The sequence below is a fragment of the Streptococcus phocae genome (genome assembly GCF_001302265.1).
GTDB classification, from domain to species: Bacteria; Bacillota; Bacilli; order Lactobacillales; family Streptococcaceae; genus Streptococcus; species Streptococcus phocae.
Window position 1 is genome coordinate 1 of record NZ_LHQM01000038.1, and the last position, 13,828, is coordinate 13,828.

The 13,828-nt window shown below is 39.5% G+C and carries 13 protein-coding genes and 1 tRNA gene; 1 reads left to right on the forward strand and 13 read right to left on the reverse strand.

The genetic code is table 11. From position 1 onward, the window contains the following. Positions 1 to 27: 27 nt before the first annotated feature. The 13 genes from AKK44_RS07345 to tig all read right to left on the reverse strand — a co-directional run bounded on the left by AKK44_RS07345 (position 28) and on the right by tig (position 12,705). The gene (locus AKK44_RS07345; protein ID WP_054279146.1) at positions 28 to 1,689 is read right to left on the reverse strand and encodes a DAK2 domain-containing protein; all 1,662 of its coding nucleotides are present in this window, start codon (positions 1,687 to 1,689) and stop codon (positions 28 to 30) included. After that, on the reverse strand, positions 1,689 to 2,054 hold the full coding sequence (locus AKK44_RS07350; protein ID WP_003049645.1) for an Asp23/Gls24 family envelope stress response protein: 366 nt from the start codon (positions 2,052 to 2,054) through the stop codon (positions 1,689 to 1,691). The genes AKK44_RS07345 and AKK44_RS07350 overlap by 1 nt, the downstream gene beginning before the upstream one ends. 142 nt (positions 2,055 to 2,196) lie before the next feature. Beyond that, on the reverse strand, positions 2,197 to 2,385 hold the full coding sequence (gene rpmB, locus AKK44_RS07355; RefSeq protein WP_003025909.1) for a 50S ribosomal protein L28: 189 nt from the start codon (positions 2,383 to 2,385) through the stop codon (positions 2,197 to 2,199). Positions 2,386 to 2,627: 242 nt separating this feature from the next. Beyond that, positions 2,628 to 3,509 (reverse strand): class II fructose-bisphosphate aldolase, encoded by an 882-nt coding sequence (locus tag AKK44_RS07360; RefSeq protein WP_054279147.1) that lies wholly within the window; start codon positions 3,507 to 3,509, stop codon positions 2,628 to 2,630. A 228-nt stretch (positions 3,510 to 3,737) separates the two neighbouring features. Then, a tRNA-Leu gene (locus AKK44_RS07365) sits at positions 3,738 to 3,823 on the reverse strand. Positions 3,824 to 3,876: 53 nt separating this feature from the next. Then, a complete protein-coding gene (locus tag AKK44_RS07370; RefSeq protein ID WP_054279148.1) occupies positions 3,877 to 4,803 on the reverse strand; it encodes an alpha/beta hydrolase in 927 nt (308 codons plus the stop codon). A 123-nt stretch (positions 4,804 to 4,926) separates the two neighbouring features. Further along, positions 4,927 to 5,634, reverse strand: coding sequence for an antiholin-like protein LrgB (gene lrgB, locus AKK44_RS07375; RefSeq protein ID WP_054279149.1), 708 nt, complete (start codon positions 5,632 to 5,634; stop codon positions 4,927 to 4,929). 22 nt (positions 5,635 to 5,656) lie between these two features. Beyond that, positions 5,657 to 6,106, reverse strand: coding sequence for an antiholin-like murein hydrolase modulator LrgA (gene lrgA, locus AKK44_RS07380; protein WP_054279150.1), 450 nt, complete (start codon positions 6,104 to 6,106; stop codon positions 5,657 to 5,659). A 131-nt stretch (positions 6,107 to 6,237) separates the two neighbouring features. After that, a complete protein-coding gene (locus AKK44_RS07385) occupies positions 6,238 to 6,960 on the reverse strand; it encodes a LytR/AlgR family response regulator transcription factor (protein WP_037594064.1) in 723 nt (240 codons plus the stop codon). Further along, positions 6,960 to 8,714 carry a sensor histidine kinase gene (locus tag AKK44_RS07390; protein WP_054279151.1) on the reverse strand — a complete coding sequence of 585 codons (1,755 nt, stop codon included), beginning with the start codon at positions 8,712 to 8,714 and terminating at the stop codon, positions 6,960 to 6,962. Before AKK44_RS07390 ends, AKK44_RS07385 begins: the two co-directional genes overlap by 1 nt. 87 nt (positions 8,715 to 8,801) lie before the next feature. Continuing rightward, complete coding sequence (locus AKK44_RS07395) at positions 8,802 to 10,403, reverse strand: CTP synthase (protein ID WP_054279152.1); 1,602 nt, start codon at positions 10,401 to 10,403, stop codon at positions 8,802 to 8,804. A 249-nt stretch (positions 10,404 to 10,652) separates the two neighbouring features. After that, positions 10,653 to 11,240 carry a DNA-directed RNA polymerase subunit delta gene (gene rpoE / locus AKK44_RS07400; protein WP_054279153.1) on the reverse strand — a complete coding sequence of 196 codons (588 nt, stop codon included), beginning with the start codon at positions 11,238 to 11,240 and terminating at the stop codon, positions 10,653 to 10,655. Between the two features lie 178 nt (positions 11,241 to 11,418). Continuing rightward, a complete protein-coding gene (gene tig, locus AKK44_RS07405) occupies positions 11,419 to 12,705 on the reverse strand; it encodes a trigger factor (protein ID WP_054279154.1) in 1,287 nt (428 codons plus the stop codon). A 276-nt stretch (positions 12,706 to 12,981) separates the two neighbouring features. On the opposite strand from tig, the gene AKK44_RS07410 reads away from it, so the two are divergent. Then, positions 12,982 to 13,818, forward strand: a complete 837-nt coding sequence (locus tag AKK44_RS07410) for a mechanosensitive ion channel family protein (protein ID WP_054279155.1) — start codon at positions 12,982 to 12,984, stop codon at positions 13,816 to 13,818. The last annotated feature ends 10 nt before the right edge of the window (positions 13,819 to 13,828 follow it).

A 13,828-nucleotide genomic window follows, 5' to 3' on the forward strand; every position in this document is an offset into this window, starting at 1 on the left:
CTACAGAAATTATAGAGCCCTTTTATGCTATTCGACACTCATTAAATATGGGTAAACAGGCTGATCTCCTTGATGAATTTCAACCTCAATATCCTCATAACGCTCCATTAAATAGTCTGATAGGTTGGTTGCCATTTCTTCTTGGCCATCTTCACCAATAAAGATACTTACAATTTCACTATCTTCGTTAATCATTTGGTCAAAAGTATCTCGCAAGACTGTTTCCATATCGGGATTTGAGACAACAATCTTACCATTGACCATTCCTAGGAAATCATTCTCCTGAATCTCAAGACCATCAATAGTCGTATCTCGTACCGCTAGGGTGACACTACCACTGGTAACCTCTGAGAGGCTAGCAGACATGCTAGACACGTTATCATCCAATGATTTAGTAGGGTCAAAAGCTAGCAAGCTCGTGAAGCCTTGAGGCACTGTACGTGTCTCAACAACTGCTGCTGGAATATCAACCACCTCTGCAGCTGATTGAGCAGCCATAAAAATGTTTTTATTGTTAGGCAAGATAATCACGCGCTTAGCATTAACGGCTTCAATGGCTTTGACAATATCCTCAGTCGACGGATTCATGGTTTGACCGCCAGAAATAATATAGTCAACACCTTGAGCTTTAAAAATTTCAGCTAAACCATTCCCTGCAACAACAGCAATGGTGCCGTATTCTTTGACTTCAGACGGCTGCTTGTCATCAGATTTTTGCACTTGGGCTTCATGTTGATTACGCATGTTATCCACTTTAATTTTAATCAAAGAGCCGTACTTCAAGCCTTCTTGCATGACAAGGCCAGGATCTTCCGTATGAACATGGACTTTAACAATCTCATCATCATTAACCACTAAAAGAGAGTCCCCTAAACCACTGAGGTAACCTTGAAATTCATCATAGTTAAACTCTTTGACATAAGTGGGACCTTGCTTGAGTGCAACCATGATTTCTGTACAATAACCATAGGTAATATCTTCTGTAGCAACATGCCCAACCACAGATTTGTGGTGTTCAGCATTAATCATCTCAGACATGTTAGCTGGAGTAGCTTTAAAGTCCTCTGAAGCTACATAGTCGCCATTAAGAGCAGACATGAAACCTTCATAGATGAAGACCAGACCTTGCCCTCCTGAGTCCACAACACCAACCTCTTTAAGAACTGGGAGTAAGTCAGGCGTTTTAGCCAAGGCACGTTTAGCACCGTTTAAAGCTGCTTCCATAACTTCCACTGCATTATCAGTCAGTTCAGCCTTTTTCAAAGCTGCTGTTGCAGCTCCCCTAGAAACGGTTAAGATGGTTCCTTCCACAGGTTTCATGACAGCTTTATAAGCCACTTCAACACCCATTTGGAAAGCTTGCGCTAAGTCTTTACCGTCTAACTCTGACTTACCTTTAATGCTTTGACCAAATCCACGAAACAATTGAGACGTGATAACTCCTGAATTGCCACGCGCACCCATTAAAAGGCCCTTAGAAAGGATTTGACCCACTTCTCCAACAGTTGAAGCAGGCTTGTCAGCCACTTCTTTAGCACCATTGTCCATGGTCATGCCCATGTTGGTTCCTGTATCACCATCTGGTACAGGGAAGACATTTAATGAATTAACATATTCTGCTTGTTTTCCAAGACGAGTCGCTGCCGCTTGGACCATTTCTTGGAATAAACTTGTTGTAATATTTGACACTAATTTTCTCCTACAACCTTAATATTTTGCACGTAGACATTAACCATATCAGCAGCAAGTCCAAGCTGACTTTCTAAGTTAAATTTGACACGTTCTTGGATATTTTTTGACACTTCACTGATTTTTACACCGTAACTCATCACCGTGTAAACATCAACAGAAATACCCATATCTGTTGATTTCACAACCACACCCTTAGCATAATTCTCTTTGCGAAGTAGTGATTGAAAATTATCCTTTATAGCACTTTTACTAGCCATGCCAACAACGCCAAAAATTTCCGTTGCTGAACCACCCACGACAGTTGCAATCACATCGTCGGATAGTTCAATCAGACCATCTTTTGTATTAATTTTTACAGTCATATTTACTACCTCAAAAAGTTTTTATCAGTTTATTCTACCATAATCTAAGACTAATGTAAAAGATATAAGTAAATAAGGCAGGCTTAGCCTTATTCTTAAGCCTAATATTGGGCAAGAAAAAAAGCCCTAAGGCTTATTTCTATTAAACGCGTTCTACTTTACCAGATTTAAGCGCACGAGCAGAAGCCCAAACTTTTTTAGGTTTGCCATCAACAAGGATAGTAACTTTTTGAAGGTTTGGTTTTACTGTACGTTTTGTTTGGTTCATTGCGTGTGAACGGTTGTTACCAGATACGGTCTTGCGACCTGTAAAATAACATACTTTAGCCATTTTGATCTGTTTCCTCCTACGTAGAATATGTTTACGGATGTGCTAGCACCACATACTTATTTATTTTAGCACAGTACCTATTTTTTGGCAAGCTCTTTTTCAGTTATTTTATATCTGTTTATCTTGCTATCTGTTTCAGATTAGTCAAGGCATTTACCAAGAAGGACTTCTTTCGCTACTGATGGAACTTGTGCTTATAATCAAAAAAAGGTTCACTCCATAGAGTAAACCTTTTGTTATCATTACGCTTTGTTTGCTGAACCAAAAACGTCGATACGTTCTTCAACAGCACCTTGAACTGCTTTGATACCTGGAGCCAAGAATTTACGTGGGTCAAATAATTTTTTACCATCGTATTCTGCTTCATTAGCTTCATAGTTACGAGCAAATTCACGAGTTGCATTAGAGAAGGCAATTTGGCTTTCAGTATTAACGTTGACTTTAGCAACACCAAGTTTGATAGCTGCTCTAATTTGATCGTCAGGAATACCTGATCCACCATGCAATACAATTGGGAATCCTGGTACAGCATCAGTTAGTTTTTCTAAGTGATCAAGGTCAAGACCTTCCCAGTTTTCAGGGTATGGGCCATGGATGTTACCGATACCTGCCGCCAAGAAGTCAATACCAGTCGCAACCATTGCTTTAGCATCTTCGATTGGAGCAAGTTCGCCTTTACCAACGATACCGTCTTCTTCACCACCAATGGTACCAACTTCAGCTTCAACTGAAACACCTTTAGCATGTGCAATTTTAACAACTTCTGCAGTTTTAGCAAGGTTTTCTTCAACTGGAAGGTGTGAGCCATCAAACATGATTGATGTGTAGCCAACTTCAATACACTCAAGAGCATCGTCGTAATGACCATGGTCAAGGTGGATAGCTACAGGAACAGTAATACCCATTGCTTCTACAAGGTTAGTGATAAGTGAGTGACATACTTTGTATCCACCCATATATTTTGCTGCACCCATAGATGTTTGGATAAGAACTGGAGCTTTTTTAGCTTCTGCTGCACGCAAGATAGCTTGTGTCCATTCCAAGTTGTTTGTGTTGAATCCACCAACAGCATATCCGTTTTCACGAGCTGCTTGTACAAATTTTTCTGCTGAAACGATTGCCATTTGTAAGGCCTCCTCTTATTTTTCGGGGTAAATCCCGTTTACATTGTTCATTCTAGCACAATTCTTACTAAATTTCTAGTACTTGGCTAGTGTAAAGCGTTTTCCAGCAAGACATTCTTGTCATCTCATAACTGATTGGTTCTGATTTCTCATACAAAAAAGAAGGTCAGTTGACCTTCTTTTTTGTATGTAGACATTTTAGCTGTCTCAATAATACTCGATGTTTCATGCGGAAAGTGGGACTTGAACCCACACGACCTAAAGCGGTCACAGGATCCTTAGTCCTGCGCGTCTGCCAATTCCGCCATTCCCGCTACTCATTAGCAACATAGAATATTATAGCAAGTATGAGTTTCCTTGTCAATAGTTATTGACCATATTTCTTTAAAAATTGTGCAATTGTTTCTTGGTATACTCTCGGATTGGTTTCAAATGCTTTGGCATGCTTGGCTCCTTTGACAACTAATAGCTCTTTGGCACCTTTTGTCGCTTTATAGTTGTCATATACCATGCGAGTGGGTACAAAGTTGTCCTTGTCCCCATGGATAAATAAGACGGGGAGTTTGTTTTTAGCCAATTGATTTACTGAGCTTGCTTCTCCATATGTGAAACCAGCACGCATCTTAGATAGAGCAGACACTTCATAGAGCAGAGGAAAGGCTGGCAGATTGTACATTTCTTTGGCTTGGAATTTCAACTCATCCCAAACACTAGTGTAGCCACAATCTTCTATAATGTTAACTACCTGACTAGGGAGTTTTTCCCCACTAGCCATCATAACAGTAGCTCCTCCCATGGATAATCCAAACAGGCTAATCTCACTCTTTTGATTTTCTTCAATCAACATTTTGCACCAGGCTATCAGGTTCAAGCGGTCATTCCACCCGTAGCCTATCAAGTCTCCTTCACTTTTACCGTGAGCTTCATTGTCTGGCATCAAAACATTGTAGCCCAAGTCATGAAATAGCATAGCATAAGGCTTCATGTCTTCTTTGTCATTAGTAAAACCATGTACCACAATAGCTGTTTTATTGGTGTCTTGCGAAGCTGGCAAATACCAAGCGTATTGCTTAAAGCCACGATTGCTCATTTGTCGCTTTTCTCTAGGCAAGGCATCAAAAGCTTGTTCTGCTGGATATAGTGGGTTTTTAGGGCCACGTTTTTTATTGTTGATAAAAGGTTTTTCCTCGCGTACCTGAGCAACACGGAAAAAATAAAAACTGGCTCCAATACTTGCTAAGCTTAATAATAGCAAAAAAATAGCGATATACTTTGATAATTTAATTGTTCTCATATCACATATTTTACAAGAAAAACAGTAAAAAAGAAAGTCTTATTTCCAAAAGCATTGGCTATTTTCTCTTGCTTTAAAGACATTACTAAACCCCTCAAGGGAAAATGCCTTGAGGGGGTGTGATTATAATAAGATGGCTCCCATAATCGGTACCACGATGGTGACAATAACTCCTACGACAACAAGGGCAATAGAACCCATTGATTCTTCGACTTGACCAAATTCTTTAGAGGCAGATACCCCTAGAGCATGTCCGGCAGTTCCAAGGGCTAAGCCTCGTGCAATTGGATTGTCAATTTTGAAAAATTTAATAAGTGGTTTTGCCAGTGCATAGATGATTACCCCATTCAAAATACAAGCCAAAGAGGTTAATTCAGCTGATCCTCCCATAGCTACTGAGGTTGGCATCGCAATAGCTGTTGTTGCTGCTTGAGGTAGCATTGACGCTGTAACTACTCGACCCAAATTAAAGAAGGTTGATACGAGGTAGATTCCATAAACGGCAACAATACTCCCTAAGGTAATTCCTCCCATAATTTGTACCCAGTATTTTTTCAGAACCTCACGTTTGCGGTAAAGAGGAACGGCAAAGCAAATTGTTGCAGGTTCAAGGAAAAAGCTAATGATACGACCACCTTCATTATAATCAGCAAAACTGATACCTGTTGCTAGTAAGGTCGCAATCCCTAGTACCATCGCCACAAAGAGGGGCGCAAAGAGAAAGAAACCTTTTGATTTTTTAAACAAGACCTGACCGATAAAGAACGTTCCTACTGAAAGAAGAACACCAAATATGGGCGACACTTTTAAAACGTTGAATACTTCTGCCATGATGACATCTCCTTTTAGATAATTACTTCGCTAAGAGCTCACTGACTGCTGGGGTAGTAGCTTTTGTTAAAGATGGATTGACCAAGAGTTTTGGGCTTTTAGGTGATAATTTTTTAGACCCTACTGCCATTAGTAATTGAGTCATCCAACCTGTTCCCACTAAAAGAAGTAAGGTCGAAATAAAGATGAGCAAGGTATTTAAGATGAGATGCTCTTGTAAAATACCAAGTGAGTTAATCACTGAAACGCCGGCCGGCACAAAGAATAAACCGATATTAGCAACTAGTGAATCCGCTACTGTTTCAACTTGCTCCAATTTAATCAGATGTGCCGATAGTGCAATAAAGAGTAACACTAAACCAATAACAGAGGCTGGCATTTTGATTGGCAACATAACCTCGATTGCCTTAGAAACCATAACAATTGAACCGACAACAACGCTTTGATAGATAACAGAATATTTATGTTTCATTGATTTATCTCCTTTATATACCGCTTTTTTATGATTTAAGTATATCGAAAAAAGAGCCCTAAGGGCTCTTTTGGGAATAAAACGCTATCTTTTTAGTACCAAATGCATTTCTGGTGTCCTAGGATACAGTTTTACAAACCGACCTGCTGCCTAAATTGCTTTAAGTAAGATCGACTAACTGGAACCTTGCCCCCATTTGACATGGTGACCTGATAAGTTTGATTGAACCAAGATTGAATTTCCTTGATTTCTTCGACATTGATAAGGTAGCTACGATGCACTTTTAAAAATTGTTTAGGCGTTAAAACCTTTTCAATAGCTGCTAAACTCGTATGACTCGTATAAGCCTTATTTTTGGTATGGACAGTGGTTTCTTTTCCGCTAACCTCACAATATAATATCTCAGAAAAAGGCACCAGGTAAATTCTTTCATCAACCTCCAGGGTTAAGCGGTCCTTGTGACTAGTCTGTCCAGCAGATGTGTCCTTTTTGTGATCAAGGGCTGCTGCTGCTTTTTCAATAGACTTTTGAACACGAGACTGCTCAAAAGGTTTCAAGATGTAGTCAAGGGCGTTGACTTCAAAAGCCTCTACGGCATGATTATCATATGCAGTCGCAAAAATAATCAGCGGTGCTTGCGGAATTTGCTCCAAGCGCTTGGCTAGATCTAAGCCACTTTCATCAGTCAAGTGAATATCTAAAAATAACAAATCTGGCTGATAAGTTAATATCAACTGAAAGGCGTCATCTATAGATTCTCCTTGATAAATATCCTTCACCTGCGGTGTTTGTTCCAAGAGATAAGCAAGCTCCATTCTTGCCAAGGGCTCGTCATCTATAATAGCTACTCTCACTATACATCCTCCTCTAGTTTGCTCAGAGGGATTCTTAACTCAAACATAGCACCTTTGGGACTTGAACTAATCTCAAAAGATGCCTTGTCCCCATAAAGGCTTAGTAGGCGTTTATTAAGGTTTTCCAAAGCTGACCCTGTTCCATTTTTTGAAGTCACAGCAGTTTTTCCTAGCAATGTTAATTTATCAACATCAATGCCATGACCATTATCCTTAACCCTTAAGTCAAGAAAACCTTGTTGCTGCCTAGCAGTAACCCATACCTTATTATCCTTTTTACGTCCTGTAAAAGCGTGCTTCAAAGCATTTTCAACCAATACTTGGATGACAAAAGGAGGTATCGCAAATCCCTTCAACTCATCTGTGATGTCAATCATAACATCATATCTATTAGGGAAGCGTGCTTGTTCAATGGTTAAGTAAGCCTCTAAATGCTTTAATTCTGTTTCGATAGTTACCAAGTTATGGCGTGTGCTATTGATATTGGCACGAAAATAATTGCCAAGTTGTAACAATAAATGTCTAGCTTTCTCCGCATCAATCCGCATCAAAGCTGATATGGTATTGATGGCATTAAATAGAAAATGAGGGTTGACTTGCGCCTGGAGAGACTTGATTTCAGCATCTTTGAGCAAGCCCTGTTGCAAGTCCATCTGCCCAAGTTCTATCTGAGAGGCAAAAATATTACCCAAGCCACTGGCTAGTTGTTCCTCCACGTGTGTTAGACTCTCAGCCTCGGCAAAGTACAGCTTAAAACTGCCAACCACGCCCCCTTTCACAAACAAAGGTACCACAATAGCTGCCTCTAAGGGACAGTTAGGATTACTACAGCCAATTTGCGATTTATGTTTGACAACATGAATCTCACCTGTCTCAATAGCTTGTCTCGAAAGGTCTGTAATGATTTTGCGTGTTGGAATGTGATGATCGCTACCTGCACCAACATGGGCCAAAATAGAATGGCGACTCGTCACACTTACTGCAGAAACACGCATGAATTTTTTAATTTCAATCGCTGCTTTTTGAGCTGACCCTTCGGTTAAGCCTTGCCTAAAATAAGGTAAAGTTTTATTGGCAAGTTCCAAAACATCATGTGTTTGGATGGCCTTCATGCTTTCTTCCTGTCGCAAGGTTTCTAAAATGATAGACAAGAAAATTCCTGTTCCTAGGGCATTGACAAGCACCATAGGCACAGCGATGGTTTGAATCAAAGACAAAGCTTGGTCTTTGTCTGGCAGAAAGAATAAAATGCAGAGCATTTGAATAATTTCCATCAGCGCACCACACAAACTTCCTTGCCATACTTGTGGATAGCGATTATTTTTTAGACTGATTTTACCAACAAGACCTGATAAAAAACCAATCAGTAATGAAGAAATAAAGTAGGTATACGGAGCACTACCGCCTTGCATCCATCGGACAGACCCTGAAATCAACCCTACAAAGAATCCTACAAAAGGCCCCCCAATCAAACCAGACATCCCAATGGTCAAGGTTCTTGTGTTAGCAATAGATGTGTGCGACGCCAGATTGAATAGTCCTCCATTGTCGACACTGAGTTGCTCAGAAACCAAAACTCCCGTAAAATTACTAATAATAGCAAAAATACTGAAGGTGAAAATCAAAATCAATCTGACTTTGATAGGTTGTCTGTTATACATCAATTTTTTATAAAAAGGGCTAATCATTAACAGATTAGCCAGCAAAATAATTAATCCTACCCTTTCTAACAAGGGTAATAATAGTGATATCATGCTAAACCTCTTTTTGGTGACGTGTATTTACCCTAAGAGTTTATTCAGATAAGCGATGATTGAGTCAAGCATCAGCTTTTTTTCTGATTATTTATTTTCCACAGCGGCTTTAACAAAGGCTGTGTACAATTCTTCGGGACGATTTGGACGACTTTGTAACTCTGGATGGTACTGAGCCGCTACAAAGAATTTCTTGTCAGATAGTTCGACAACCTCTACTAAGCGATTATCTGGTGATACGCCAGAAAAGACAAAACCAGCATCCTCAAATTCTTGACGGAATTTATTGTTAAATTCGTAGCGATGGCGATGGCGACGTTGGACAACTTCTTGGTGATTATAAGCTGCTGCGGTTTTCGTCGCTGCTTTTAATTTACATGGGTATAAACCAAGTCTGAGCGTACCACCCATATCCTCGATATCAATTTGATCACGCATGATATCAATAATCGGATAAGGCGTTGTTGGATCCAACTCGAACGAATGTGCCCCTTCAAGGTTAAGAACATGGCGAGCAAACTCTACACAAGTTAATTGCATGCCCAGACATATCCCTAACATGGGAACATCTTGCTCACGCGCATAGCGAATGGCTTGAATTTTACCTTCCGTACCGCGTTGACCAAAGCCTCCAGGTACAATGATGCCATCAGCATCTTTTAGCAATTCCTCAACATTATCGGCCGTGATATCATTTGAATTAATCCAATTAAGGTCAATAGCAGTATCATTAGCATAGCCTGAATGTTTCAAAGCTTCGACAACGGATAAGTAAGCATCTGGCAATTCCACGTATTTCCCAACCAAGGCAATTTTAGTGGTTTTCTTTAAATTCATGACCTTGTCAACCATAGCTGACCACTCTGTCATGTTTGCTTTAGGAGCATCCAATTTCAAGTGATTACACACAATCTGGTCCATCTCCTGCGCTTGAAGATTTAAAGGAATCTGATAGAGGTGTTTCACATCACGTGATTCAATAACAGCTTCTGGGTTAACATCACAAAATTGGGCAAGCTTATTTTTAATTCCTTGTTCGACAGGTTTTTCAGTCCGAATAACTAGCATATTAGGCTGTATGCCCAAACCTCTTAATTCTTTGACCGAATGTTGAGTTGGCTTAGTCTTCATTTCACCCGCAGCCTTAAGATAAGGCAATAAAGTGGTGTGAATGTACATGACGTTTTCTGAGCCGACATCAGCCTTCATTTGACGAAGGGCCTCCAAAAATGGCAAGCTCTCAATATCACCAACAGTCCCGCCGACTTCTGTAATAATCACGTCTGAATCTGTTGTGGTAGCTGCTCGTTTGATTTTTTCTTTTAGGGCATCTGTAATATGGGGAATGACTTGTACCGTAGCTCCAAGGTATTCTCCTTTGCGCTCTTTGCGAAGCACTTCACTGTAAATTTTACCAGTAGTGACATTAGAGTATTTGTTTAAATTGATGTCAATAAACCGTTCGTAATGTCCAAGATCCAGGTCTGTCTCGGCACCGTCATCAGTTACGTATACCTCACCATGTTGGTAAGGGCTCATTGTACCTGGGTCAATATTGATATAAGGATCAAATTTTTGAATGGTTACTTTGAGTCCACGATTTTTTAATAAACGTCCAAGACTAGCTGCTACGATTCCTTTACCGATTGATGATACCACACCACCAGTTACAAAAATATACTTTGTCATAAAACTCCTTCATGCGCTTGAGTTGACTGCTGACAACTCTGCTTTAGTTAATGATAATCCTGCTGTGAGCAGTTGAGACGATGAGGGCAGGTTCTTTTTGAAAAAGAGCTTATGATAAGCTGTCATAAAAACAAAAATAGCTCCCTATCAGATAGGGAGCTTACTTGACCTCTTAAAGAGGTGCCCGAATAATAATATAAACTATAATACGGGCTTTGTCAAATATTAGTCTGTGTTTTAGTCGAATTCTTACGGTTCTTCGTGCTCGTCATCTTCATCATCTTCGTCACTGATTTCAACGTCTTCGCTAATTTCAACATCTTCAAAGTCGTCCTCAGGAATGATTTCGTTCAATTCAGAATCGTAAGATTCTACTTCGGATTTTTCATCTTCAGGGTCTTCTTCATCGTACTCGATAGCTGAGGTTTCTTCTGTGAAGTCTTCGTCCTCAGGATCGTCATCGCTATAGTCAATAGCATCTTCATCGCCATCCATAAAGGCATTCACTCGTTTTTTCTTACGTTTTGGTGCGCCATCTTCTTCGTCTTCTAAGGTGATGATCTCCTCGTCAATTTCATCAATCGCGTACCAAGAGCGTAGTCCCCATTTATTATCCCCAAGAGGAATAAAGCTGCCATCGGTATTTAAATCAGTATAGAAAAATGGTAAGGCACGGCGAATTTCCGCATCAGATTTTTCTAAATAACGTTGAATATCATTGACAAGGTCGCTAAAATACACTTCTTTGTCGCGACCTCTTTCTTCTAAAATAGCACGAGCAACTTCAATCATGGAAAGTTCGCTTTTTTCTTGTCCTGCAAATACATCTAATTTCAAGGCAGTTCTCCTTATTTTATCATTCTTCACTATTTTACGCTAAAAAAGACGATTCGTCAAAGCTTTTATCGGTCTGTAAAACTATTGCTCACATCCGTTGACGTCAAAACAAATTCTTTGCAACATTCTGCAGACACATCAAAAAAAGATGGGAGATAACTCCCAATCTTTTTAAAGGTTATTCGCTAACTTTAGCAGAGCTTGTGATTACTTCAACTGCTTTTTTCATTGCAATGTCATGTTTCAACATGTCAGCTGAAAGAAGTGTGCGCACTTGGTCAACTGGCATGTTATACTCAGTTGCAAGGTCGTTAATTTCTTTTTCGATTTCGTCTTCTGATGCTTCAAAACCTTCTGCTTTAGCAATTGCTTCAATAACAAGGTTTGTTTTAACACGTTTATCAGCTTCTGCTTCGTACTGTTTGTGAAGATCTTCTTTGGTTGTTCCAGTCAATTGGAAGTACATATCAGGTGAGATACCTTGGCGTTGCATGTTCCCCATAAACTCATTGACTGAGCGATGTACTTCATCATGTACCATTTCTTCTGGCAACTCAACAATCTCAGCATTTTCTACTGCCAATTCAATAGCTGCAGCTTCAACAGCATCATCATATGCCATTTCTTTAGATGCTGCTAGCTCTTGACGGTATTTAGCCTTCAAATCTTCAAGGGTTTCAACAGTTTCGTCAATATCTTTAGCAAGCTCATCGTCAAGTTCTGGAACTTCTTTAGTTTTAACGTCATGGATAGTCGTTACAAACTTAGCTTCTTTGCCAGCCAAGTCTTCTGCTTGGTAATCTTCTGGGAAAGTCACAACAACATCTACTGTTTCACCAGCTTTTTTGCCAATCAATTGTTCTTCGAAACCTGGAATGAATTGACCTGAACCAAGTTCAAGTGAGAAATTATCACCTTTACCACCGTCAAATTCAACACCATCAACTGAGCCAACAAAGTCGATAACTACCGTATCTCCTTCAACAGCTGCTTCTTCTTTGATTACAAGTTCAGCAAGATTTTTACGCTCGCGTTCAATCTTTTCATCAACTTCTGCATCAGTTACTTCTTTTGAAGCTTCGACACTTACTGTAAGGTCTTTGTAGTCACCAAGTTTAACTTCTGGTTTTGTCACAACTTCTGCAGTGATTGTCCAGTCTTGACCTTTTTCCATAGAAACAACGTCAATTTTTGGTTGTGCTACAACATCAAGGGCAAGTTCAGCAACAGCTCCCTCGTATGCAGCTGGCAAAACAATATTTAGAGCGTCTTCATAAAGAACTTCTTCGCCAAATTTTTGGTTAAATATTGGACGTGGAAGGTGACCTTTACGGAAACCTGGAACATTCAAATCTTTTTTAACTTTATTAAATGCTTGATCAAGTGCTGGTTTAATTTGTTCTTGACCAATTGTAAATGTAATCACGCCATGGTTTGTAGCTTTGTTTTCAAATGATGTAGACATTAAGTCATTTCTCCTTAAAATAATTTAGATACAGTTCATTCTATCATATTTTAAAGCCTTTTTAAAGTTTTTTTATGCGGGAAATCCGTTCGACTCCGAGTCCTGTTTCCCATCTCTGTATTTGCCTTTAAGAGACGACTAAGAAACGCTCGAAATCATAAAAAACGGTCTTAGAAAAAATAACCTCTTCTTTAAAATGGCTGTGTTTTCAATTTAGTTAATAATTCCCAATTTCAAGCTTTTTTGATAAACTAACTAAGACAGAAAGGAAGTCTCATGACATTTATCTTACATTATTTTGATCAGCTACATGTAGAGCAACTAATGCTTTCCATTTTTTCTAAGCTAGTATCCCTAATATTATTACTTGTTTTGTTTACTATTTTTAGAGAGGTTGCTAACCGTTTATTCGAAAAAGCCATCGCTAAATCATTTTCTTATTCGCGACAAACGGAAGCTCGTAAAAAAACCCTTTCAAAACTGATTCACAATGTCTTAAACTACGTTTTATACTTTTTGCTTGTGTATTGGATTCTTAGCCTCCTAGGCATTCCTGTCTCTAGCCTTCTAGCAGGTGCTGGGATTGCTGGGGTAGCTATCGGTCTTGGGGCACAAGGGTTTTTATCCGATGTCGTCAATGGCTTTTTCATTCTTTTTGAAAATCAATTTGAAGTTGGTGATACGGTCAATATCGCTGACATCGAAGGAACTATTGCTAGCGTCGGCATTCGCACCACTCAGGTCAGAGGGTTTGATGGAACCTTAAATTTTATTCCTAATCGTAGTATCACCATCGTTAGTAACAAATCGCGCGGAAATATGCGAGCACTTATCGAAATCCCCTTGTATTCAGATACCGACTTACAAAAGGTGACTAATGTCATCAAAGAAGTTAATACTAAGGCTCTCCCTCATTACCCACAAATTGTCGGTCAACCTAATATTTTAGGCCCTCAGATTAGTCCTAATGGGCAGTTTACCTTTAGAATTACCTTATTTGTAGAAAACGGCGAGCAATACCTAATATATCACACTTTCTACCAACTATATATCGAGGCTTTACTAAAAGAAGGCATTGCCCTTCCAACGGCATTAACCTATCCCAAACAATAAAAACATGGCT

Excerpts from the sequence above, each read along its gene's own strand:
- AKK44_RS07350 (WP_003049645.1), bottom strand. The coding sequence starts at position 2,054 with ATGACTGTAAAAATTAATACAAAAGATGGTCTGATTGAACTATCCGAC.
- rpmB (WP_003025909.1), bottom strand. The coding sequence starts at position 2,385 with ATGGCTAAAGTATGTTATTTTACAGGTCGCAAGACCGTATCTGGTAAC.
- AKK44_RS07360 (WP_054279147.1), bottom strand. The coding sequence starts at position 3,509 with ATGGCAATCGTTTCAGCAGAAAAATTTGTACAAGCAGCTCGTGAAAAC.
- AKK44_RS07370 (WP_054279148.1), bottom strand. The coding sequence starts at position 4,803 with ATGAGAACAATTAAATTATCAAAGTATATCGCTATTTTTTTGCTATTA.
- lrgB (WP_054279149.1), bottom strand. The coding sequence starts at position 5,634 with ATGGCAGAAGTATTCAACGTTTTAAAAGTGTCGCCCATATTTGGTGTT.
- lrgA (WP_054279150.1), bottom strand. The coding sequence starts at position 6,106 with ATGAAACATAAATATTCTGTTATCTATCAAAGCGTTGTTGTCGGTTCA.
- AKK44_RS07390 (WP_054279151.1), bottom strand. The coding sequence starts at position 8,714 with ATGATATCACTATTATTACCCTTGTTAGAAAGGGTAGGATTAATTATT.
- AKK44_RS07395 (WP_054279152.1), bottom strand. The coding sequence starts at position 10,403 with ATGACAAAGTATATTTTTGTAACTGGTGGTGTGGTATCATCAATCGGT.
- tig (WP_054279154.1), bottom strand. The coding sequence starts at position 12,705 with ATGTCTACATCATTTGAAAACAAAGCTACAAACCATGGCGTGATTACA.
- AKK44_RS07410 (WP_054279155.1), top strand. The coding sequence starts at position 12,982 with ATGACATTTATCTTACATTATTTTGATCAGCTACATGTAGAGCAACTA.